The sequence below is a fragment of the Vibrio sp. 970 genome (assembly GCF_033339075.1).
This window is the reverse complement of record NZ_JAWOTW010000014.1, coordinates 73,857-98,309: the sequence shown is the minus strand read 5'-3', so window position 1 is coordinate 98,309 and position 24,453 is coordinate 73,857. Positions and strand designations below refer to the sequence as shown.

General features: G+C 43.2%; 22 protein-coding genes and 1 pseudogene. 10 read left to right on the top strand and 13 right to left on the bottom strand.

Translation table 11 applies throughout. From position 1 onward, the window contains the following. Positions 1–188 precede the first annotated feature (188 nt). The 7 genes from R7Q11_RS18960 to R7Q11_RS18930 all read right to left on the bottom strand — a co-directional run bounded on the left by R7Q11_RS18960 (position 189) and on the right by R7Q11_RS18930 (position 10,887). On the bottom strand, positions 189–1,724 hold the full coding sequence (locus R7Q11_RS18960) for a BCCT family transporter (protein WP_017634138.1): 1,536 nt from the start codon (positions 1,722–1,724) through the stop codon (positions 189–191). Then, positions 1,711–2,613 (bottom strand): homocysteine S-methyltransferase family protein, encoded by a 903-nt coding sequence (locus tag R7Q11_RS18955; RefSeq protein WP_053307308.1) that lies wholly within the window; start codon positions 2,611–2,613, stop codon positions 1,711–1,713. Before R7Q11_RS18955 ends, R7Q11_RS18960 begins: the two co-directional genes overlap by 14 nt. A gap of 771 nt (positions 2,614–3,384) precedes the next feature. Then, positions 3,385–4,545, bottom strand: a complete 1,161-nt coding sequence (gene galK / locus R7Q11_RS18950) for a galactokinase (protein ID WP_017634140.1) — start codon at positions 4,543–4,545, stop codon at positions 3,385–3,387. A 112-nt stretch (positions 4,546–4,657) separates the two neighbouring features. Next, the gene (locus R7Q11_RS18945; RefSeq protein ID WP_017634141.1) at positions 4,658–5,710 is read right to left on the bottom strand and encodes a UDP-glucose--hexose-1-phosphate uridylyltransferase; all 1,053 of its coding nucleotides are present in this window, start codon (positions 5,708–5,710) and stop codon (positions 4,658–4,660) included. Between the two features lie 83 nt (positions 5,711–5,793). After that, positions 5,794–6,804 (bottom strand): UDP-glucose 4-epimerase GalE, encoded by a 1,011-nt coding sequence (galE, locus tag R7Q11_RS18940; RefSeq protein ID WP_053307373.1) that lies wholly within the window; start codon positions 6,802–6,804, stop codon positions 5,794–5,796. 128 nt (positions 6,805–6,932) lie between these two features. Further along, positions 6,933–8,654 carry a solute:sodium symporter family transporter gene (locus tag R7Q11_RS18935; protein WP_017634143.1) on the bottom strand — a complete coding sequence of 574 codons (1,722 nt, stop codon included), beginning with the start codon at positions 8,652–8,654 and terminating at the stop codon, positions 6,933–6,935. Positions 8,655–8,784: 130 nt separating this feature from the next. Then, complete coding sequence (locus tag R7Q11_RS18930; RefSeq protein WP_017634144.1) at positions 8,785–10,887, bottom strand: alpha-galactosidase; 2,103 nt, start codon at positions 10,885–10,887, stop codon at positions 8,785–8,787. Positions 10,888–11,118: 231 nt separating this feature from the next. On the opposite strand from R7Q11_RS18930, the gene R7Q11_RS18925 reads away from it, so the two are divergent. Beyond that, a complete protein-coding gene (locus tag R7Q11_RS18925; RefSeq protein WP_017634145.1) occupies positions 11,119–12,180 on the top strand; it encodes a LacI family DNA-binding transcriptional regulator in 1,062 nt (353 codons plus the stop codon). Positions 12,181–12,340: 160 nt separating this feature from the next. Further along, positions 12,341–12,550, top strand: a complete 210-nt coding sequence (locus tag R7Q11_RS18920) for a hypothetical protein (RefSeq protein WP_017634146.1) — start codon at positions 12,341–12,343, stop codon at positions 12,548–12,550. Between the two features lie 791 nt (positions 12,551–13,341). On the opposite strand, the gene R7Q11_RS18915 is transcribed toward R7Q11_RS18920, so the two are convergent. From R7Q11_RS18915 to R7Q11_RS18890, 5 genes and pseudogenes are all read right to left on the bottom strand, one after another. Further along, positions 13,342–13,545, bottom strand: a complete 204-nt coding sequence (locus R7Q11_RS18915; RefSeq protein ID WP_054579159.1) for a hypothetical protein — start codon at positions 13,543–13,545, stop codon at positions 13,342–13,344. A 13-nt stretch (positions 13,546–13,558) separates the two neighbouring features. Continuing rightward, on the bottom strand, positions 13,559–13,708 hold the full coding sequence (locus R7Q11_RS18910) for a hypothetical protein (RefSeq protein ID WP_193838005.1): 150 nt from the start codon (positions 13,706–13,708) through the stop codon (positions 13,559–13,561). 278 nt (positions 13,709–13,986) lie between these two features. Then, positions 13,987–14,199 carry a cold-shock protein gene (locus R7Q11_RS18905; protein ID WP_053307303.1) on the bottom strand — a complete coding sequence of 71 codons (213 nt, stop codon included), beginning with the start codon at positions 14,197–14,199 and terminating at the stop codon, positions 13,987–13,989. A 1,370-nt stretch (positions 14,200–15,569) separates the two neighbouring features. Further along, entirely contained in the window at positions 15,570–16,241 is a 672-nt protein-coding gene (locus tag R7Q11_RS18895) for a hypothetical protein (protein ID WP_033905380.1), read from the bottom strand. 124 nt (positions 16,242–16,365) lie between these two features. Further along, a pseudogene (locus tag R7Q11_RS18890) lies at positions 16,366–16,533 on the bottom strand (IS481 family transposase); the annotation flags it as partial. Between the two features lie 211 nt (positions 16,534–16,744). On the opposite strand from R7Q11_RS18890, the gene R7Q11_RS18885 reads away from it, so the two are divergent. Beyond that, positions 16,745–18,418 carry an amidohydrolase gene (locus R7Q11_RS18885; protein WP_213892699.1) on the top strand — a complete coding sequence of 558 codons (1,674 nt, stop codon included), beginning with the start codon at positions 16,745–16,747 and terminating at the stop codon, positions 18,416–18,418. Between the two features lie 52 nt (positions 18,419–18,470). After that, on the top strand, positions 18,471–18,881 hold the full coding sequence (locus R7Q11_RS18880) for a hypothetical protein (protein ID WP_017065034.1): 411 nt from the start codon (positions 18,471–18,473) through the stop codon (positions 18,879–18,881). 4 nt (positions 18,882–18,885) lie between these two features. Here the strand turns inward: R7Q11_RS18880 and R7Q11_RS18875 are convergent, their stop codons facing one another. Further along, positions 18,886–19,776: a LysR family transcriptional regulator gene (locus tag R7Q11_RS18875; RefSeq protein WP_170890808.1), complete on the bottom strand. Its 891-nt coding sequence runs from the start codon at positions 19,774–19,776 to the stop codon at positions 18,886–18,888. A gap of 547 nt (positions 19,777–20,323) precedes the next feature. Between R7Q11_RS18875 and R7Q11_RS18870 the strand changes: the two genes are divergently transcribed. Genes R7Q11_RS18870 through R7Q11_RS18845 form a run of 6 tightly spaced genes read left to right on the top strand, consistent with a single transcriptional unit; the run spans position 20,324 to position 24,420 of the window. Continuing rightward, entirely contained in the window at positions 20,324–20,863 is a 540-nt protein-coding gene (locus tag R7Q11_RS18870) for a hypothetical protein (protein WP_213892701.1), read from the top strand. A gap of 2 nt (positions 20,864–20,865) precedes the next feature. Beyond that, positions 20,866–21,627 carry a hypothetical protein gene (locus R7Q11_RS18865; RefSeq protein WP_213892703.1) on the top strand — a complete coding sequence of 254 codons (762 nt, stop codon included), beginning with the start codon at positions 20,866–20,868 and terminating at the stop codon, positions 21,625–21,627. After that, entirely contained in the window at positions 21,620–22,597 is a 978-nt protein-coding gene (locus R7Q11_RS18860) for a hypothetical protein (RefSeq protein WP_213892705.1), read from the top strand. The genes R7Q11_RS18865 and R7Q11_RS18860 overlap by 8 nt, the downstream gene beginning before the upstream one ends. After that, the gene (locus R7Q11_RS18855) at positions 22,594–23,364 is read left to right on the top strand and encodes a hypothetical protein (protein ID WP_033905460.1); all 771 of its coding nucleotides are present in this window, start codon (positions 22,594–22,596) and stop codon (positions 23,362–23,364) included. Before R7Q11_RS18860 ends, R7Q11_RS18855 begins: the two co-directional genes overlap by 4 nt. 6 nt (positions 23,365–23,370) lie before the next feature. Beyond that, positions 23,371–23,655, top strand: coding sequence for a PAAR domain-containing protein (locus R7Q11_RS18850; protein ID WP_033905459.1), 285 nt, complete (start codon positions 23,371–23,373; stop codon positions 23,653–23,655). A 9-nt stretch (positions 23,656–23,664) separates the two neighbouring features. Further along, positions 23,665–24,420: a hypothetical protein gene (locus R7Q11_RS18845; protein WP_033905458.1), complete on the top strand. Its 756-nt coding sequence runs from the start codon at positions 23,665–23,667 to the stop codon at positions 24,418–24,420. Positions 24,421–24,453: the final 33 nt, after the last annotated feature.

The window sequence follows — 24,453 nt, the reverse complement described above, 5'->3', positions numbered from 1 at the left end:
CCTTAGATACCTCATCAACCTTCAAGGCAATAACATGAAGTAGTAGATAAATAAAACTTAACTAACTTTACCCATTCACTAACGTAATGAAATTCAGGCACAATCTTATAAGCATTATTGAGATTTCTCTACGAAGAAAAAGGTAACACGCTTCAAATTTAAACATGAAGAGGGTTTGTTATTTAAGGTTAAGCAATCAGTTCTTGTGCTTCCACAGAGGCTTCCGACTCTGCTTGCGAAGCTGCCTTACCTTTCAGTTCCATCATGAGTTGTTTAACCAAAATTCCGTAGATAAACATCATCGGTAGTCCCGCGACCACGCACAAGGATTTAATGGTATTGATACCACCACCCGTGAGGAATACGCTAAAGCTGATAAGTGCGATCGCCCCTGCCCACATCAATTTGACCTTGTTATCTGGGTCTCCGTTTAGGGACAGCTGATTCGTCGTCAGCATCGAGGTGGCCACGCTAGCGCTCGACATCGTAGTCAACATCAAGAAGAACTGAATCACCAAAAAGACCGCAAGAACCACATTGTTCGCTGGCAAGGTTTTGATCAACGAGACGACGGCAAACGTCAATCCACCATTGCTCATCCACTCTTGAACGGGATAACCACCTAATAACTGCGCCCAAACCGCATAGCCCCCAAAGATTGAGATAAAGAATGCGCATCCCAGAGCGCCCATAGAGATGGTATACAAGATGACTTCACGGATAGTGCGGCCTCTCGATATGCGCGTAATAAACAACCCCATCATGATTAGGTACGCGTAGTACCAGAACCAATAATATTGAGTCCATGCTTGAGGGAAACCACTCTTTTGCACCGGGTCTGTCCAAAGAGACATGCGGAAGAAACTATCGAGCATGACACCGAGTGAATCCGTCACGTTGTTCAGCACAAATTGTGCATTTGATGAAAACAGCACAAATAAGGCAAAGATAATCGCAGTGATGACCGTGTAATCGGATACATTACTGATGCCTTTGTTGAAGCCCACCAGCGTCACTGCGAATAAAACCAATACGAACAAGAAAATGATGCAGCCTTGAAGCAACAAATTATTATCTATCCCAAATAACTCTGCTGCTCCTGTACTAAGCAGAGTAACGGTTAACGCTAATGAACTAGCAAAGGCCGCGAGTGTTCCGAAGATGGCCAAAAGGTCGACGCATTTGCCCACGATTGGATTCTTACCCAATACGGGTTCACACAGTGTGGAGAGCTTCAATGTACGGCGTTTTTGTACATAGAAAGCGTAAGCAAAAGGAATCGCAGGGAAACAGTAGATCGCCCACCCTGTAATTCCCCAGTGGAACATTGAATAAGTGACTGACCACGCCGCTGCAGTGTAGCTGTTCGCTTCGGCAAATAGCGGTGGAGATTGCAGGTAGTACATCGGTTCTCCAATCCCCCAATAAATGAGCGATGCACCAACACCAGCCGTAAAGATCATACCGCCAAAAGAGAAGTTCGAATACTCAGGCTTTCCTTCCCCTAATCGAATGTCACCGTACTTGGAAAACGCTAACCACAGTAGAAAGCCAACAAGAGTAAGACTGCAGATTTGCACCAACCAGCCAAACCAATCAGTCACAAACGTCATTGCGTTGTTCGCCATAGCTTGAGACTGCTCAGGGAACATCGAAGAGACAAGTAAAATGAGCAGGACAGTGCCAATCGCAGGAATGGTGAGTCCGAGATTAAGATTCTTCAAGGCTGTCTCTCCATGCTGTGAGTTCTTCAATATGACTAGGCTCAATGCCACAACAGCCACCAATGATACTCGCCCCTAAACGATACCACTTTTTAGCGTATTCTAGATATTCTGTTGGAGAGAAGTTTCTAAGCCCTTGGTATGACTCATTCGCTTGGTGATTCGCTTTAATTGGTGCAAAGCTGTTTGCGTAGACACCAATAGTTAACGTTTTCCCTGTTCGTCTCAGCACTTGATTCACATCTTTGATCGCTTGTTCAATCACTTCAGGAATTGAGCAATTGAAAAAAATACCGGTCGCATTAGTATCAAGAAGCGCCTCAACGGCGTCAGTGACAAGCTCACCAGAGCGCAGATGCGAGACTTCGCTGACTTCATCTTCTAACGTGAACGAGATGTAAACTGGCTTGTCGCTTTTAGACAGAACTTTGCTGATCACTCGCGCTTCACCAAGGCTTGCAACGGTTTCCGCCAACCAAATGTCTACATGTGGCTCTTGCGCTTCAAATAGAGTCACATTGATGTCGTAAGCACGCTTTTCTTCAAATAAATCAGGTCTATAAGAACCAAAGGCAGGAGGTATCGCTCCGGCAACAAGCACTTCTTTTTGTGACACGGTCACGACATCACGAGCAATTTTCGCGGCTTTCTCTGCCAGCTCGCGTCCCTGCTCGGCATACAAATCTTCACCTAGATGAAACGGAACACAGGCATAGCTGTTGACGGTAATGATTTGTGCTCCTGCATCAATAAAACCCTGATGCGCTTGCGTAACATGTTGTGGGGATTCGATAAGTGCTTGGGCACTCCAGTGAGGTTGAGAAAACGGTGCGCCTATGCGTTTTAGCTCGCGCCCCATGCCCCCATCCAATATTGTAAGATTCATCATTTAGACTTCCATACTGCTAAAATCCATATGGCAATTCAATCACAATATGATGTAAGTGAAAGTTATATTTTCTCACTCTTAATATGAAGAAAATTCATATGAGTAGAAGAATTGCTGTGCAGATGTCTTAATGACAAAGACTACGTATGAGTTTCCGCCATCAGCACAACGCACCACTCTGTAATGAGTTGGGAAAGGAAATAAATAGACGCAGTCCTATTTAGTTCATAGGGCAAGAAAATAAGCCGTGAGTTTAACCGCCATAAAAGAGTCCATCACCAAGGATAAAACCAAGCGGTTACATCGCTCCTGTGTCAATACCGCAACAGCCTTCAGTCCTGGTCACAAAGGCGTTAAGATCAAGTCTTATTGTTGTTATGCTAAAAGATAACTCGAGATGCCATAAGACTTATACATTGGTACACCTTCGGCTATGAGATACTTTTATAATTTTATGTTATTAAATATCCTTATATGGCTATCTTCAAAATCTGGTCAAGAGATATCCATTAGGATTGATTATTTTTATGGATATTAAAGCCTTGAGAGCATCAAAGTATACGAGCCTAAAGCTCAGAAAAAAGGCCTCTAGGAGCACCTGAGGCCATTTGAAAATGTAAGGTTAAGAAACAACAGAGTAAAAATAAAAACGACTAACTAAAAAATCAGCTAAGTCCAATTTCAGTTACTTGACTCGTCTCCTTTCTGCTATGTCAGCATATTCCATATGCTTTTGAGCGAGCATACAAATAAGATGAACAGCCCTGTAGCTTATTTTCCTTTAAGGACTCCAGCGCCATCGGTTGCTCTACAGACGTATATATCCTCCTTAAGGCCAGTTGCAGATTCGTATTTATTTTTAACGGCGAGTTTTAGATTTTCGACTAAATGCATAGGAACCAGAGCAACAACACAACCACCAAAACCACCGCCAGTCATTCGCACACCACCTTGGTCACCAATCGTATCTTTCACAATTTCAACTAAAGTATCGATTTCTTTAACTGTGATTTCAAAGTCATCACGCATTGACGCATGTGACTCCGCCATGAGTTCGCCCATACGCTTTATGTCGTGCGCACGAAGTGCTTGCGCCGCTTTAACAGTGCGGTCATTTTCTGTGATCACGTGGCGAGCTCGCTTCGCAACCATGTCATCCAGCTCAGACACTTTTTCGTCAAACTGCTCAATGGTAACATCACGTAACGCTGCCACACCAAAGGTGCGTGCCGCTTCTTCACACTGCTTACGGCGCGTGTTGTATTCGCTGTCTACCAAGCCACGTTTTTTGTTCGAGTTGATTATCACAACCGCGATGTCCTCTGGCATCGGGACCGCCTCGGTTTCTAAACTACGACAATCCAATAATATGGCGTGGTTTTCACGACCTTCTGCCGAAATCATTTGGTCCATGATACCGCAGTTACAGCCAACGAATTCGTTCTCTGCTTGCTGACCATTTAGGGCTATTTCTGCTTGGCTGATTTCCAGATTAAACAGTACTTTAAACGTTTGCCCTATCACCACTTCCAATGCAGCCGATGAGCTTAAACCTGCTCCTTGCGGAACATTACCACTAACCGCAATATCCGCTCCAGTAAATTGGTAACCGCGAGAAAGAAGACTTTTGACTACCCCGCGAATATAGTTCGCCCACATTTGGTTAGATTGGAATACAATCTCTTGACTGATATCGAACTCATCAATTGCATTACCATAATCCACGGATACCACACGTACTAGAGTGTCTTCACGTTTCGCAGCAGCGACTATCGTTTGGTAATTGATTGCGCATGGCAGCACAAAACCATCGTTGTAGTCAGTATGCTCACCAATGAGGTTTACACGGCCAGGAGCTTGAATAATATGGCTCGGTGCATAGCCCAGCAATTCTTCAAAAGAGCTTTCAACATTTTGGATTAAATCAGACATAGGTGGCGTTCTCTTAAGATATAAATTTGGTGTTGGGGAAGTACTTTGAGCCTCATGTTTCATCGCAAGGTGGTACTCCCCATTTTGTTCGCTATCAATAGTTCTCGAGAGTTTATGACTCTTTATAATGCACATCACTTAAATCGCGTAAACGTTGTGCAGCCTGCTCCGCTGTTAGGTCTCGTTGATTTTCTGCGAGCATTTCATAACCCACCATGAACTTGCGAACCGTGGCACTACGAAGTAATGGTGGGTAGAACAGCGCATGTAATTGCCAATGGTTGATATCGGTGCCTTCTTCAAAGAATGGTGCATAGTGCCAACCCATCGAGTAAGGAAAAGAACATTGGAATAAATTGTCGTAGCGACTCGTCAGCTTTTTGATAGCAACTGCAAGGTCATCACGTTGTTCATCGGTTAGCTCACTCATGCGGCGTATGTGTACTTTCGGAAGAAGCATGGTTTCGAACGGCCATGCAGCCCAGTACGGTACAACGGCAATCCAATATTCAGTTTCAACCACTGTACGTGAACCGTCTTTAAGTTCAGCTTGCACGTAGTCCACCAGCAAGTTGCTGCCATGTTCTTGGTAATACGCTTTTAAGTTGCGCTCTTTGCGCTCAATTTCGTTTGGTAAGAAGCTGTTCGCCCAGATTTGACCGTGTGGGTGAGGCTGAGAACAACCCATGGTTTCGCCTTTATTTTCGAATGCTTGAACCCAAATGTAGTCTTTGCCTAACTCTTCGATTTGATCATTCCATGTATCAATCACGCCGCGAATTTTATCAACTGGCAATTCCGGTAAGGTTTTGCTGTGATCAGGCGAGAAACAGATGACGCGGCTCAAACCACGCACACCCTGAGATTTGAATAGCGGATTATCTGACTTAGGTGCATCTGGTGAGTCCACCACCAATGCTGCAAAATCATTTTGGAATACGTATGTACCTTGGTAATCTGGGTTAACATCCCCTGAAATACGCGCATTAGTTGGACAAAGGAAGCACTTCTCATCGTAGCTTGGTTGTTCGTTAATCTCTGGTTTCTCATCAGCCCCACTCCAAGGACGTTTAGCACGATGAGGAGAGACCAAAACCCACTGCCCGGTTAATGGATTGTAACGGCGATGTGGGTGATCTATTGGATTGAATTCAACATTTGACATATTACTTGCTCATCTTTTTTAGTCTGTCTTCGATTTGGCACACACCAAACTCATCAATTTGTTTAAAAGAAGTTTCGAGTACATTAATACCCGTCAGGATTACTCGATTGCCAATTCCACGTATCTGCCGTCATTTCAGCAATGCTGCGGGTAGCTTTCCAACCGAGCTCTCTTTGTGCTTTTTCCGTACTGGCCCAACATTCTGCAATGTCTCCAGGGCGACGAGGACAAAGCTCGTAAGGGATTGGATGACCACATGCCGTTGAGAACGCTTCGACCATTTCAAGTACGCTCGAACCTTTGCCCGTGCCTAAGTTGTACACGTGCAAGCCGGCCTTTTCGCCGACCGATTTCAGGGCTGCGATATGGCCGTCAGCCAAATCCATTACGTGGATGTAGTCACGAACACCAGTGCCATCCGGTGTGGAGTAGTCGCTACCGAATACCGACAATTTTTCTCGACGACCAACCGCGACTTGAGCGATGAACGGCATTAAATTGTTTGGGATCCCCTGTGGATCTTCGCCCATGGTGCCCGACGGGTGTGCACCAACGGGGTTGAAGTAACGTAACAAAGTCACACTCCAATCCTGTTCAGCTTGAAACAGGTCACTCAAACACTCTTCCACCATGTATTTACTGCGACCATAAGGGTTAGTGGTTGCACCTGTTGGTGACTCTTCCGTAATAGGCACAACCTTAGGATCACCATAAACCGTTGCAGATGAGCTAAATACAATGCTTTTTACACCCGCTTTGCGCATACTGTGCACCAACACCAATGAACCATTAACGTTATTATCGTAATACTCCAATGGTTTTATAACGGATTCGCCAACGGCTTTTAGACCTGCAAAATGAATCACAGCTTGAATATCATGTTTATTAAATACTGAGTCTAAAAAGTCTTCATCTCGAATGTCGCCTTGATAGAAAGCTGGTTGCTGCCCTGTTAGTGCCTCTATACGATTTAATACCTCTATTTTGGAATTACATAGGTTGTCTACGATGATTGGTTCCATACCAGCTTTGATCATCTGCACACATGTGTGACTACCGATATACCCCATTCCGCCTGTGACAAGAACTGCCATAAATACTTTTCCACCTTTCAACGTAAAAATCTCTAGATCAGGTATACCCGCATCATGCGCATATTCGGGCATACCGATCTATCTACTTGCTGTCCGTTTTTAATGATTAAATAATTAGTGTGGTTTGATTACGGCATGTACATATCATTCAGCTTGGTTACCTGTTTGCTTTTCCTACGTTTCAATAAATAGTTAAAGGTCACACCAAGCATTAAGATAACACCGCAAAAACCATACACTTGCATGACCGTTGGGTCGTTTGAAACAAAACCTACGTCCGAAAACATTACATATGCACCTAGCACCATATAGAGAATGACTGCGGACGCCTCAAAGCGGAAAGACCATGGCGTCACATCGATGCTTTCATTAACTGGCATCACATAATCCGTATCACGTGGCATAAAATGACCAATCGCAAACATCAGTAAAGTACAAACTACAAATAAAATCGCTAATTGATGTAAGAAGTGGATTGGGGTGTCAAAGATCAATTGCATCGCAGCATAGGAGCTCACAAAAATCGTTAGTGCAACTTTGGCTGCAATAGCTGGTACACGTTTTGAAATGTAACCAACGAACACAATGGTGAAGATAGGCACACTGAAAAAGCCAGCAACCATTTGTAAATATTGGAATAAACCTTCTGGTGCATATAGGATAAACGGTGCAATACAAACAGAGATAATGGCAATGATGACTCCGAATAGGCGCCCCTTACCGACTAACTCTTCATCGGACTTATCTTTACCAAATAATGGCTTATAAACGTTCAATGCAAATAGTGTCGTAGAACTGTTTAACACACCATTAAACGTACTTAATATGGCACCAAACATAACCGCAACAAAGAAGCCAACAAGAGGCTTGGGTAACACTTCATTCACTAAGCGCGTATACATTGTGTCGGGATTACCTGCATCAGAGCCAAACATGTGGAAGGCAATGATGCCGGGAATGATAAGGAATAATGGAGAGATAACCTTAATTGCACCTGCGAGAATGACACCCTTTTGACCTTCTTTCAGGTTCTTTGCGCCAAGCGCACGCTGAATGATGGATTGGTCGGTGCCCCAATAATACAAGTTCACCAATAATAGGCCCGTGAACAGAGTAGAAAATGGCAGTGGATCCGTTTCTTTACCTACGGATTGCAGCTTCTCTGGTGCGGCAGTGAGCAACACGTCCAAACCTTCTATAAAGTTACCGCCGCCTAATGCCATCAGGCCAAATACAGGGATCATTAGGCCACCAAGAATCAATCCTACACCATTGAAGGTATCAGCAATAACGACAGCTTTTAGACCACCATAAATAGCGTAAAAGAAACCTAACAAACCTATCGTGGCAGAGATCAGTGCGATGGAGCTAAATTCAGAAATACCCAATAAACCTTGTACATCGAAGATTTCGCCTAGTACCACTGCGCCAGCGTAAAGAGTAGTAGGAAGAATGTTGATGACGTATTGACACAAGAACAACAAAGTAACGAACTTCTTCACCGACATGTCATAACGGCTTTCTAAGAAATCTGGAATGGTGGTGATACCTTGCTTGAGGTAACGCGGTACAAGCAGCAGCGCAATGACAACCAGAGTAACGCCAGAGGCAACTTCCCACCCCATCACACTCATATTGTGGGTGTAGGCTTGAGCACTCATACCGACAAAACTGGTTGCACTCAAATTGGTAAGAATTAGCGAGCTGGCAATCAGTCCGCCCGTCAAACTTCGTCCTCCAAGGAAGAAACCATCTTGAGAGGTGTGTTTATCATTTTTAACTTTGCTGTAAGTGAACACCACAACAAAGCCCGTAAACAGCAAAAACGAAAGTAATACTGTAATAGACATTTTGTTTCCTTAACAAGTTAAGCAATTCAACTTGCTTGTTGGTTGTAGGGTGCCCCTCTAGCGAGTATAGGAGTGTTTTATCAGGAACAACGTAAGTTGAAACTGGTCGCTAGAGGAGGCAGGTAGAGGTTTAACGTTTTTTAAGATGAACAATAAGCGCTGATTCGGGATCGAGGATCGGGAGTGTCACCCCAATTTCTTTTAAGTTATCACCACTTAGAGTCAGAGTTTTGTCTAGCCATTTCGGACGTTGTTTCATCAATTGAAAACTGGTCTGTGGCATTTCCACAATCTTGATTTCGTAACTGGCCTTTTCATCCGCACAACTCACCCGAAGTGGAGATGGTAGCGCGTGATTTGGCATGGCCAACTGGCAGACCGTAATCAGCATTTCTTTCCCGTTTTCAACACCATAGATGTTCTGGCTATGATCTGCTGGGTCAATACGGAAAGCACGCCCAGAGTGAAGCAAGTCGCGATACTGTTTGTGCAATTGAATATAATGGGCGAAGGCTTGTTTTTCTTCAGCACTCTCTTTTACTGGATCGAGTTCAACGCCCATGTGACCACTTAACGCCGTCACTCCACGCATATTGATGGCATGGCGACGGTTAGTTGAATGACATTCCGCAGGGCCAATGTGTGCACCCATTACTTCAGGCGGAAAGAAATAACTCATACCGCGCTGAATAGCTTGACGTTCTAGCGCATCGTTACAATCAGAAGCCCAGAAGCGATGAGTGCGTTTAAGGATTTCAAAATCAATACGACCACCACCTGAAGAACAAGACTCAATCTCGACCTCAGGATGTGCCGCATAAAGTTCATCTAACAGACGATAAAGCGCTTTAGTTTGACCATGTACAGCTGGCTTACCTTGATGACCTGGCTGCACCAGTTCACGGTTCATATCCCACTTTAGGTAGCCAATGTTGTAGCGAGTTAGTAAGTCATTCAAACGATCAAACAGGTAGTTGAAGCAATCTTTGTTTTGCAAATCCAACACGTATTGCCAACGACCTGAAGGCTGATGGTAGCCTTGCAGACTCAACACCCAATCGGGGTGTTGGCGATATAGATTTGAGTCTTGGCTGACCATCTCGGGTTCAACCCAAAGACCAAATTCCATACCTTTGTTGTTTACGTGCTCAATCACTGGTTCAAGACCATTTGGGTACTTCGTTTCATCCAAATACCAGTCACCAAGCGCGGCACGTTCGCCATCACGACCAACGAACCAACCATCATCAATAATGAAGCGCTCGACCCCCATCTCAGCGGCTTCGGTTGCCATCTGCATGATGTACTCAGGGTTATGATCAAAATAGATACCTTCCCATGTGTTTAAGTGAACCGGGCGGGGTTTACTGCTTGGAAACTGGATAATATTGGTGCGAACAAACTCATGGAATCGTTGTGAAATACCGTTCAAACCCGAGTTGCTGTATGTTGCGTAAAGCCACGGGGACTGGTATGTCTCACCACTTTTTAAACGCTTTTCACCAGAGAGTAACAACTCGCCGGCTTGAACAAAGCGGCGACCATCACTACGAACATCAGCGCGCAGTTGATGATTACCACTCCAACCAAGATGAAAGCCCCATACGTGACCCAATTGCTCGCCAAAGCCATTCGTGCCAGCGAACAGACCAGGGAAATTTTCATGAGAGGTTCGGCCACGGCGGTTTTCTTGCATAAAGCCACCATGTTCAAAGCGCAAGCGTTGAGTTTGAAATTCATGACACCAACGTCCGTGAAATGTCATTAATTCGTTGGCATGATTAGGTAATGGTAAAGTGGAAGAAAGCTTATCTAAACAATACTCGCTTGACGCGATGTTCTTTATTGAGATGCGTTTTTGCACCACGTCGCTATTGAAATCAAGGTGCAGCTCAATGACCAACTCAAGCCCAGCGATGTCGTCTTGAAGTATAAATGTTGCACTACCATCATTTTGCTCAATAGATTTGGTTATGAACACGGGCGCCCAATTATCGCCATTTCGGTGTCCTTCAATACCAGGCGCATTAAAGTGACCACTACCAAGCTCTGGGCATAGTGATAACGGCACGTCGACATCAAGACGAGCCTGAGAAATAGGCCGCTCGGTCGAGAGGATTAAATCAGGGTCAATCTGAGCTATTTTCGCTCCCCAATGAAGGATTTCAGGAACACGATCCACTTTAATGATCATGCTGTGATTCTTAGACTTTAAGTGAACAAATTTTTGCATTCTGCTTCTCTGTTTTCGCAAACATTTAATCTATAAATAATGATGCGCACATTCAGCTTTATTACGACAAAAAAGCCTAACAAATGTGACTCAAATCATGTTAAAGAGGTATTTTTTGTGTGGTCGATCTTGTGTTTTCGAAAACATTTTTTCATGTTTTTACGACATTAATCACGAGGAAATTTGAATGAATATGGTAGAATGAATAGCAAATCTGGATAGGAGAATGCAGTGGCAGTCACGTTTAAAGATGTTGCGCGGTTAGCTGGGGTCTCAACTCAAACCGTATCTCGCGTAACCAATGGCGCAGATAACGTCGCGGAAGCAACGCGAAAACGCGTCAACGATGCGATAAAAAAGCTTGGCTATGTACCAAACAAAGGTGCACAAATGCTGAGCCGAGCTAAGTCTCGGATCATCGGTATTGTTTCCTTGGATATCTCTCTGCACGGTGTGGCTCTGATTGCCAACGGAATTCGTAACCAAGCGCATGAGATGGGCTACGGGACAGCGTTAACCGTGCTAGCAAACAACTCTATTGATGAATTTCGCGATGCGATTCGAGAGCTTATTGCACAACAAGTCGATGCTATTATTATCAACGCCCCCGTAAATCAAGACATCGCACAGTGTCTGATTGAGCAGTTCAGTCAACTAACATTGGTATTCATTGATGTTCCTGAAGGGACCCCTGTCAATCATGTTAGGTGTGATCATCATACAGGAGCAAACTTAGCGGTATTACATTTGATTGAACAAAAACGCGATTCCTTCGTGTGTATTTCTGGCCCATCTGAATCGACCGCCTCTAAAATTCGTTACGACGCGTGGCAAACACAACTCCAAAAACATGGAGCCAAAGAAGTTGCTTGTTATGAAGGTGATTGGCAAGCAGCCAGTGGCCACAAAGCGATTAAAGACCTTGTTCTAAAAGGTATAGACTTTGATGCGGTGCTAGTCGCCAATGATCAAATGGCACTCGGTGTTTTATGCGCTCTGTCTGAAGCAGGCATCAATGTGCCAAAGACGGTTTCTGTCATTGGGTTTGATGGTATTCAGGACAGTCAATATTTTTCACCGCCTTTAACCACGATCAAACAAGACTTCGACAAGTTGGGCCGTAAAGCCGTTAAATTAATGCTCAGCCAAATGGAAAAACCAGAGGGAACAATCTCTGAGGTGCTGCCCGTCAATTTAGTCGTCAGACAAAGTACAAGTGAAAAAGCAGATACTTCATATGATAAGCAAGAGGTGCTCGCTTGCCTTGAAAATATTCGTCACCTACTGCCATAATTAGTAGAACTATTTAGCCATCTTTTTTATGTTGCTATTAAGCCGATAGTATAAGAAATGTTAGAAAAGTCTCACTTTTTCTTATCTCAAAGAAGTAGCACTGAAAAAATGCTATATTGAAAGCCTCATATCATCATTCCTCCACAGAAGGAATAACACTATGCCACCCTACCTGGTTACTTACTTCAACGAGAAACATACCGTGATAGATAAAGAAACGATATTTATGAAAAACCTAACCAACGCTAAACGCTCGGCAGAGCATCATGCGCCAAAGGGGACTGACCAAATTGAAATCAAAGATTTAATGGATCAAGTCCTAACTCGATTAACGTTAGATGAAAGCTGGCTTGATAACATTGAAAACTGATATTGCCTAACAATCAAAGTTCGTTTGAGATGTATCAATAAATACACAGGCTTGATTAGTTTTTCGTATTAGCCTTTGACACAGTTTAATTTGTTTGTCTGTCAAAGCCTGTTTACGGTTAAGTTGATCGAGTAAACCTGAAAGCATATCTCTGTCCAAGTTACTCAGTTTTTCAGAATGTATGAGGAGTGTCGTATTTATAAGTTCAGAAAGGTTTCTTGAACTCACAATCACCATTCCTTATCCCACTTCTTTTGTTCCTTAGCCCTTTTTCCTTTCGGATTAAGAACAGGTTTTTTCTGCTTTTGTATCGGTTTGGATAGCTTACTCATATATAATCCTATTTTGATGGTTAACTAAATTTCGCACCTTATCCATGCTGACTATGAAAGAGACGATGATACTACATAGGTCAGCATAAAATAGACAAAAGTGAGTAACGGCACTAGTTAAATTAGCACATTATTAATTATTGTAAGTATCGCAAGACTTTGTTATTTAAATTGATGGATCTCAATCAAGAAGCTACGCTGTGATCGACTACACTCATTAACCTCCGGTTATTAAATAACTAACTGGAAGCAAGACAAACGTGGTAGACCCCGCCGATTAAGTAACCTGCACTGATGAGGCAACAACCCTTCTTTATAAATTAGTAACAAAGCCAACTCTATGTTCAACACAATGTAACACTGAAGACACGATACCAAATGAGGTAAGATAGATCGTAATTATTATTAGAAAAAGTTTGGGTAAATTTGATATAGAGTAGAAGAAACTATTTCAAATGGTTAGTTTTTATTAATGTATCGTTCAGCATTTGAAAATAATTTATCGCATAACTTATTTTGAACCATATATTCTTTTGAACCTTCTTCCATAGATTCTAGCGTTTCTTTAGCTTCTTGGTATTCTTTTACCATCATAGAAAATCGTTCTTCGAAGTTGTTTTTCTGCGTTTTTTTGATCGATTTCTTTCTTACTGGTTTTCTCATATAACTACTTACCTTATAAATCCCAAAGTTTCTTTTCTTCTCGTTCTAACAATATATCTTCAATTTTTTTTCTAATTTTATGAATACTATTATAATTATCATTTGTACTAGAGCTTTTATTTTTCATCATTCTTGAGTTACTCTTAATCGATGGTTTTTTCAAAGGATATCCTCCTTCTTTGATATGAGTACGAAAATGCCTCCAAAACCTCACGTATGAATCTTTGATTTTCAAGTTCAAAAAATGAAAATAGAGGTCAAAGAAGCTGGTATTTAACCTAGTAAGAGCATGGATTTTTAGTACATCATTGTTTACCTATTTTCTGGTAGCAGACCAAGAAATACCAATATTATTTTAGATTAGTTTTTAGAGTCATCGGGCTGATTATTAAAATTAAACAAAAAAGACCTCGACTAACGAAGAGATCTTTTAAATAACTCTTATACTAAAGTAACGTTGTCAGCTTGTGGGCCTTTGTTACCTTGTTCAACATTAAAAGAAACCTTTTGGCCTTCAGATAATGTTTTGAAACCTTCGTCAGAAATTGATCTGAAATGAACAAAAAGGTCAGCACCACCGTTATCTGGAGTGATGAATCCAAAACCTTTAGTTTCATTAAACCATTTTACTGATCCAGTTGTTTTATTTGACATAATATATCTCGATACATTGAATTAATAAAAAAGAAAGCTACTAAATAAGGAATGAAGAAAAAGGTATCGCAGGATAGATATGACGAACTTAATCGAATAAAAACTGAGAAGATCTTGAACTAAATGTATTATCAATAGCTCACTGTTTGAGCTTCGGATACTATACACTATGTGTACATAATAGATATGCATTTCTTGATATAAATTTTATTATGTATTAAATCAATCACTTAACGGAAAAATCATAGTGAAAAATGGTACGTCAGATTAAAATCTATGGTATCATTAGAGTAATTATTGCAAACAGATATTCGATACAACAATAAAGCCTGTTTTTAACTTTGAAAGAGGCATAAACAAGTCAACACGAACCTTATTGACTTAAAGGCAAAGAATGAATTGCAGAAGTCAATAGAGCTAGTAATTGGTGTACCATCATGCGCTACTTAGCGATAGTCTATCCAACATATGAGCACAAGAATCGAGTATTAAACTAGACTTTATTTGTCTGATTTTAAAGGAAATTATAGCAGTTCAACCGATGAGTGGACGACCATACATTCTTCGTTGGTTAAGTTTCTACTATTATCACACCTGTTAATAGGAATTTGGACAGTTTGTATGTGGATCAATAATGAAAACCTACCCCTGTGTATATTTGTTGAAAAGAAGAGCGCTGCGATTTGTTTAGCCGTAAATCACCTCTCAAGTAGACCCTAGATCTAACTTAGTAAAGTGTCTACTAAACGTGGAGCATTCGGGTTTATAACGCCGTGTTAAGTGGTGAGTAATGCAGACCACTAACCTAAAATACTGTGCCGTACACACTACAGCCAAAGCAAACGAAAAATGCTACACATTGCGAATCGCTCTTAAACAAGTTTGTTAGCATGTTGTTTCCGCAACAAACTCACTCACTTGAGAGCGTGTAATGAAGCGTACTTTAGTACCGTGAAAATCCTGAACAATTGTTGATGGAACTATCGTGAACTTTTGGATTCTCGCACCGAGTATTCAAAAAACCATTTCAATCATTCACGAAAACTCTTCTCCCCCAGTTCTTCATTAAATTGCTTAAAGCTCTCCGAACCATGAGCATAAAGAGAACTTTCATACTCAGACTATTCCATATTCCAAATAACAACATCTCAGCAGAAAAAAACAAGCTGTTCAGCTAATGTTGAGAGTTTCTTCCATTCGATCAAAGTTGAAGCGATCCAATACGAACCGCTCAGATATGAGACAAGGTAAACGGCCTTTGAGTACATTACGGTTGATTATAATCTGACGAAAAGACAGAGTGCTTAAACCCAGTTGACACTGAACAGCAAAATATCGCTTGATGAAGTGCCCAGTCTGACTGTGGCAGTTCAGGGGTAAAGTAGGCCATCAATATTAACGCGATACTTATAAGATAAGAAAAAATTATATTCTTCCAATTGTGAGGTACCACTTTGGGTAACAGGACTAAAGTTGTAAACCGAGATAACATGATTTCCTTTATTTGCTTCCAGGTAGACACCGACCGCAAGCCCTACTTCATCCATGCTTACTTGTTTTTTCTTACTGTAATCGGGATGTGTCACATCTGTGATCTGATAATCCCCCTTGAGCTTTAAATACCCAAGTCCCAATCCTGTTCCTAACTTTACATTCCATTCATTACGGTTGTGCCGGTTAAAGTGGTAAAAGAGGACCGGTACACCCGATAGGGCGTAGCCCGATATGGATGTTCCCAAATCAATGCCAGTATCATTCCCGCCGACTTCTTGCTTATCAACTTTGAATATACTCCAATCAAATTGTAATTGAACACCAACGTTAGAATCTTTGCTAAAATAGTACTCGTCCGACAGGAGTGATACCGTCGGATAATACTTTATGTCGCTGGTCATGCGGGCAATTGTTTTTTCGTTATCCTTGGACTCTTGAATATCGATACTATTCATTGTGGCTTGTATGCCTATAGCGACTTCAGCGGCCAAGAGTTCGGATGAAAATAAGGAAGCGACAAAGGCAATAATTGACAGAACTGTTTTCAACAAAAAAACCATAATCAGGAATAATAGAAGGAAAGTAACAGCTAGCACTGTAGTGATCAACTAAACTGTAATAGTTCAGACATGATCTGACAGTTACCCACTTTTCGATTCAGTACCTGTCAAATTACGTCTGGGCTAAATTCTTTTTAGCCCAGATTGATTTCCCATCCTCTAATGTTTCTATTGGCATTCTGCCACAGCACATTTTTCCTTGATAAGTACGATGATTGTTGTAGTCCATCCATTCGTCCAGATCTTTTTGTAACTCCTCCATCGAACCATACAGTTTTTTCTAAACGTTATTTGGACAATACTTTGTTAGATTAATTGCTTTAACAAGAGTGCAATATATAAGAATAAGTAACTTGAAATCTGATTTGTGCAGACTATCCCAAGATTCTAATACTCACTATTTTTCATCTATTTTTTGACTACTGTAGACTTTCTTCAAACCACCTACTTCCTATACTCACAGATATTGTGGGACATTAAAGGATCAATATATGAACCGAGTTTACTCACTTGCATTAATAGCGAGCTTAACCATGAGTCCAATTTCTCTTGCTGCTGAACAAGCGGATGTGATTATCACTAACGCCAAGATTTACGGTTACGACGATGCAGATGCTATCGCGATTTACGATGGTAATATTTTGTATGTTGGTAATACACCCGAAGTCAATGCCTATCGGACCTCGACAACTAACATTATCAATGTTGAACAAGCTTTTGTGATGCCGGGTTTTATCGATAACCACAACCATGTGTTTGAAGCGGCTTCGGAGGCAGGGGGCAATTGTGAGCTGAATATGGATGCTTCACTGGAAGAGCAGACCCCCTATCTAAAAGCGTGTCGTAAGCAAGCTAAGTCGAACGAATGGCTAATGGGTTATGGCTTTTCTCTTGATGCAATCCTAAGTGAAGACAACCGTTATACACCTTTAGAAGTGATTGACCGTATTTTCCCGGATCAACCAGTGGTGATTATGGAGCAGACTTCCCATTCCATGTGGGTGAATTCAGCAGCCCTTAAGCAAGCAGGCATCTCCAAATACTCCCAAGAACCGCAAGGCGGCAAGATTCTTAAAGACGATGAAACTGGAGAACTCAATGGCATTTTGCTTGATAATGCGGGCGATATTGTTATGGAGATAGCATGGAACAGCTTAGAGAGCCAATTTGATCAAAGTTACGAAGGCTTAATGGCAGGCCTTGAAGAAGCGGCCGCTCATGGTATAACCACAATTGGTGACGGTCGATTATATTGGAAACGTGGCTGGTATGAAGTGTGGAAACAAGCTGAAGAAAAAGGAAACTTAACGGCTCGTGTATCGCTTCGCCCGTGGATTTACCCGGCCGACTCCATGGAACCCCAGCTTACATTTTTAAAGAAAATTCAATCCAGCGACAAATCTCGTTTGCTACTGGTGGATCAGGTGAAAATGTATAGCGATGGTATTTTCATTAACGGAACTGCAAAAACACTGGCTCCGTATCTAGACACCTATATTCCTGACGAGCCATACGGCATCAACTATATTCCACCGCAGCAAATGAAAATCTGGCTTGATGAGTTAAATCAAATTGGTTATAGCGCTCATATTCATGCTATAGGTGATGGAGGTATTCGTGAGTCACTGAATGCTATCGAATATGTTCGCAGTCAAGGCGCAGATAAACCTTATACACTAACTCATGTGGAGCTGGTGAACTCAAAAGATGTCCCGCGTTTTGCCAAGCTGAATGTAACGGCAGATTTTCAGGTTGGCTCTGATTATGTGGCTTACCATGATCACAAATGGGCAGAAGTTTTTCTTGGTGCTAAACGCACCAGAGCCATGATGAACCTGAAAGCCATCTTTGATACAGGGGCTAACGTCTCCTTGAGTAGTGACTGGAATGTGCATGATATCAATCCGTTAGTTGGTATCGCCAATAGCCTTAAAATGGGTAAAACGGGATTGCCGGATATTCATTCAGCGATTGATGCGTACACAACCAACGCCGCAGAAAGTTTGGGAATCAGTGATATTACAGGTTCGATAGAAGTCGGAAAATCAGCAGACTTTGCCATTTTGGAACATGATATTACCCGCTTGCGGGTAGGTGAGATTGCCGACACTAAGATCTTAATGACAATGTTACAGGGTGATATAGTTTTCGACTCAGAAGAGTAACTAAAAAGGTGCAGGATGTTTCCGGCACCTTATTTTTTCCACGGAGGTAAGAGTGCTACGTAAACGTTTCTATATTGAAGTGAGCCTGAAACAACTAATACTGCTGGTGATCCTTGTCCCGGTACTGTTTAGCTGCACCTTCGATAGCATGCGCGATATGGAACATGGTAATCAGTCGGCGATTTTAGCCGTTATTGGGCTCATGATGGCTGCTGGTATTATTGGCGTGTTTGAAGCGACATACCAGAAAACTCAGCTTGCTAATCAGATTCAGCGAATTCTGGTTCACTTCACTAAGCTACTTCTCTTTACTGGTATTTCTGAGCTTATGATCTTGGCGATAGCGGCTATTGGCACCACATCAACGGTATGGGACGATCCATTGCTATGGGCGCTATTACCTATTTACGCCTCCCTGTATATCTATGATTGGTGGGATGCGCTTATCGCAGCGTCTGACTAATTCGCTACTTGTATTGGTGTTTCTGGGGCAGAAGATGGTAGTGTTTAAAGGCTTTAATTACCATACTCCCACCCTCAGAAAGGGTTAGTCCGTTGCGCCAACACAGCTCAACTTTTCGGTCAATGCCAGAGAGTTCGAAGTCGCAATTGAGAGCAACCAGTAGGTCGTTTTCGATTTGCGTGCTAACACACTCCTCTGGTAAAAACGCAAATCCCTTATTGTGTTTGAGCATAGCTATGAGGGGATCGATATCTGAGAACACACAGTAACACGGGCTAAAACCATCGTTGTCTTCGCTACTTACTTCACCCCATACTAACTCGCGGTATTCACTCAAGTCCTTACTGGTAACGTGAGATAACTGAGCCAGTGGATGGTCAGGACTACAGACTAGAATTTCTCTATAGTACCCTAGACGGCAATAATCGAAATGCTTGTGATGAATAGTTTCCGACTCATGGGTAATTATGACGTCTACATGACCATCGCCTAAGTCTTGCTCCAGTTGGGTTCTTTCATCGCGATAGACCTCAACACTCAAATGGGGTAAATCTAAAACAGAGGCTAGAGGTTGCGTAAACACAATGTCAGGGATGTAGTTTTCAATCCCTATGGTCAGTACAGTCGGCTCATTTTGCATAAGCATTTCAGCACCTTGGACAAACTTATCAAGGTGGCTCAGTGTATGAGTAAGATGGGGAAGTAAACGTTCCCCGTCTTTACTCAAAGTGGTTTTATTTCCTGTTCGGTCAAAGAAGTTAACCCCTAGATCGATTTCCAGATCAGAAATCCATTGACTAACCTGAGATTGCTTTTTACCCAGTTTACGTGCCGCGGCAGAAATCGATCCAGTTTCTACGGCTAATAACAGTGCTTTTAGATGAAGTGTGTTCATAGACCAATACTTAGAGTTGATGGTGCTTTGACTAATTCCTGTATGTATTCAATGCGTGACTCATTTCTTGAGATCTCAGCTCAGCCAAATTACACAATAAGTCCTTGTTCTTTCTCAATTAAGACATATGTAGAATTAATAATTCTACTCGAAGATAAAAAAATATTAATAGAAAATTCTCCGCGCCCACCTATCTTGAATTACTATGCTCAGCGCGTAGCACCCGAAAAACAAGCCCTATTCGAAGAAAGCATACCGTTCTAACCCAAAAAAGAATGTATTAAAGACATATATGAAAAAAGATAAAGTAAATCACCAATAACATTTTTAAACTAAGCAAACACTCTAAATTGTTTTGGGGCAGTAATGAGTTAACCAAATTGTGCCCCCTAATTACCTTGAATTGTACAGATAAACATTACCATAAAGTTCGCCTGAGCTAGAATCCAAAGAAACGTTACAAGACAGTGACGTAATCGAGCTTTAACGTTAATATTAGCCCTACTCCACCCCATCCTTAAAGCGCCGCTCCAATCATGGAGTGGGCATGACATTACAGACTAGCCGAAAGCAAGTTCCAGTCAGTGCAAAGCGCCTGAGAAAACTGACACCTAACTGGTCATACGCGAACAACATTCTTAACTTTGGTTGCGGTAAGTTTCCAGACCTAACAGAAGAATACCTTACTAACTACCACAAGCAGAGCATGACGGTCACTCACTTTGACCCGAACTCAAAAACCAAAGGCGTAGTGAACAATATTGCCGAAATTGACAGCTCAAAGCGCCGTTTTTGCGTCATGTTGTGTGCGAACGTACTTAACATGTACAAAGATCTTGATGCAGCGATCGCAGACATGGCCAAGATTGATTTTGATTGCGCGGTCATCCAAATCTATGAGGGCAACCGTTCCGGTAAAGGCCGTAAAACGCGAGACGGCTACCAACGCAATGAGCCTGTATCGGCTTACCTACCTATCCTAACGAGCAACTTCCACAAGTTCGATGTGACCTTACACCGAAGCGATAAGTGCATCACTATCGTTAAAGGCCGTAAGTATTACGAGCTGGACGATTTGGAGGACTAATCATGCAACTGGATGAGACGTTCTTTGAAATCCCATGCGATGTAGTGACATTCGATGGCAAGGTGGAACACACAGAGTTAACCGACATTGACCGTGCGGTGGCTGCCTTTTTCCAGAACGTGCTTGATTCTTTACTTGTGACTGACACTAAACGGCGAGAGAACAGTGAGTTTTCTCGCTTTGTTGGCCGTGATAAGTCGAGAAAGATTTATTATGGCAACTTTACCGATCCAGTGTCATTCCTATCTAAGTTAACAGCCAAATTAGGCGGCAAGGTGAAAGCAAACCGTAATGAGCTTTTGCCTGTTTGCTATATCACGCGCGATCCGGTGATTGGGTTTGTTGATGGCGCGGAGTACGTCGATATTGCTGACTATGGCGAACTGGCCAATGAACAAGGCCAGCCTTATGCCGTGATTAATAAGTCCTTTGTCGCGCTTACCTACCGCATTAATGCCCTAACTTGGAACCAGTCTACCCTTAGCCGCCTAGCGCTAGGTTTAATGGTTTGGCTACGTCATACCAAGGGCAAGCGTAAGCATGTATTCAGAGCGAAAACCATGCTCGCGGGTACTGAAATGGAAATCAGCATCGAGATACGTGGCCGTAAAGATGCGATGACCGAACCCGCCGAAGTAGACCATGAAAATACTCGCCTGTTTGCTTCCTCAATCTCTTTTGAAGTGATTGCAGAGGTTTATGAGGCCGAGTCGATCACTGTCCGTCGGGGCGCGATTGGTATGGGAGGCCGAGTCATTGAGTAATAAAGAATACTTTCTCGCCCAAAAAGTTGTCACCAACGAAAATGACATCCCTATCGAGCACATTCATTCGTTTACCTACATTGAGTGTGCTTCGATGGACGGCAACAAGCTAGTTATGGAAATCATGGATCAGGCTGCCGTTTATCGGGATGACTACGGGATTAAGCGCGGTTCAGAGATCGAGGTCACGATGGCCGATGTGAACGAGCGAGGCGATCAGGTTTGGATTGAAAAATTCATTGTGGCCAAGTCCACCAGCGCTGACGGTATGCTTACCGTTCAAGCATTCCAAAAGGATGCGCACCTACTTAAAGAGCCAGTCACAACGCCTCGATTCTTTGTTGAAATGCAGCCTAAAGACATTCTGGCCGAGCTGTTACCCGAGCTAAAAATCGAATGTGACAGCTTTGAGCGTGGCGCTACGTACCATTTAAATGCTGGTGGTACTAAGTCTCGCTTAATTCGAACAATGGCCAGAGATTACGGCTCAGTGGCGTTTATCTGCCGTGGTGTTATGCACTTTAAGTCGCTCAAGAACATGGATATGAGCGAGCAATTCAAGCTGGAACAGTCGAATCCAGAGGAAGCAGAGCACAGCATTGCGAACTACTCCATTATCGGAGAGGAAGCCCTGTTTGAGCGCGTTCTTAACCGTAACTATGCCTCGTGGGATACCGTCGAGGGCTTCCAAGGTGGCCAACGTTCGGGCGCTATGGTCATGGTCAGCGTTCCACAAGCCAAGGCGCTGAATAATCAACACATGGCCATCATCCCTATTTTGGATGTGGAGCTCACCGGAAATACCGCCTTTGCGCCTCTTTCAGTGTGCTCAGTGTTATTCCATAAACGGCTACCCGCTACCGAGCTGGATGAGTCCATGCCAGAGAAACAAATCATGAACCGTGTCGCCCATTGCCAACGTGGGAACCGGTATCAGTGTCGTATCGAGTTGGGAGTACGCAACCTATGAGCGATTCGTCAGAGAACAGAACACGCACCAACGTCACTAACCGCTTGTTTGGTAGCTATCAGGCCGAGGTGGTCAATCCTGTCCATCCGAAAGGCTTGTACATGGTATCCGTTCGCTTGCTTGGTTATTGGGATGCAATCCCCGATAAGGATTTACCTTTTGCCGAGTTTCTACTGCCATTAGGTGCAAAACCGAGTGGTGGCCATGCAGTGCCAGTGGAAAAAGGGGATCTGGTTTGGGTGGATTTTCCTCGTAATGGTGATACCCGTTATCCCCGTATTACCGGATCGCTTTACTACGCGCCTAACTATGAGTCGTACCTACCAAGCGAGGTGAACGGAGAAGCCTATCAGCCTAAACGAGCCGAGGGTGAACCCGAGCCACCAGCCTATGACCGCAAAGATGCGCTCTTTGTGCGATTTGGTTTGCGCGAGCTCATCACGCATCAAGGCGGCTACTCAGTAACGCATACCCAAAGCGGCACGGCCATTGAAATCACACCAGATGGCCAATGTGTTATCCACGTCGAGGGCAATGCGTTTCGCAGCTCAACAGGGAACACATTGGAGCAAATCGGAGGCGCACTAACTATCAAAGTGAAAGGCGATGCGAACATCGAAGCGGGTGGTAATGCAACCGTAAAAGCCTCCGGTAAAGCCAACCTAGAGGGCAATGAAGTGACCATTAAAGCGAGTGGTAACGTCAATATCGATGCTGGTGGCCAGTTCGCTGTTAAGGCTGCCGCAGCTCCATTTACATTAGGGTAATGCACTATGCCAGCCGTAGGAATTGTAGGGAGTGTGGATAGTGGTCATGGTGGCTTTAGTCCAGGTGTTTTTGTTTCTGGCCAGCCACTACTGACCGTGAATGGAATCAATGTATTAGGTACGGGCGATATATCCGTCATGCACGTAAAACCAGATAACCCGCCGCACGTAGGCGTTATTACTGGTAGTTCAAAACTTACTGTTAATGGCGTTCCGGTCGCCGTGGTAGGCGATGCCCTTGGGTGTGGCGCTACGCTGGTAAACGGTAACGACTTGGTGACGATTGATTGAGGCAATTTGATGTTAGACACACAAGAGCAAATCGAACAGTTTCGCCAGTTTTTAGACGTAGGCGGCCTTAAGGAAGCGGAGAACCTTACCCGAGGCAAATCCCTTAAGGTGAAGTGTGAAAGTTTGTCAGGGAAGCTATCAGGCTGCGTGAGCGAGGATATTGAGGACTACCAAGGCGCATCGCAGTTAGTGGTAACGCTTAAGGGTTTGAATGACTCAGTGAGCGCAACGGTGGCCACGTTAACGCAATGGAATGAGCACCTAGTGTTGATCACCGATCCAACCGACCTCGAACAAGTGTCTATTGGTGTGAACATCAAACACAAGGTTGATGGTACAGAGGACAACGTACCCGCTCCGAGTATCTTGCCAATTACCAGCAAGGAAGAACTGAAAGCGCTTGAGGCAGTGATCAACGGTCTTTCCGGCCATGTGGATGCAGCCGTATCTCTTATGGCGCAAATCAATACTGCATTAACGCCACCAACAAGCGGCAGTGAGTCAGATAACGGTGCAACCTTACCGCCACCAGACTTGCCGCCGGAACTAGAAAACCAAGCGAATGCGCTAAACGAGATCATGTCTCCCCTTGCTGGTGGCGTGACCAGCTCAAGCACGGTGATTGACGCAATGATCATTGCGTCGAAAGAGGAACGCACCTTAGCGTTAGGCTACTTCACTAAGGCGATTTCATTTACCATTTGTAGCAACCAGACGAAAAAAACGAGCATCAAAGACGCGACAGCGGAGGTATTTAGACTGTAGAATGTTTTTGTTGATAATCTCTTTCCTATTCGC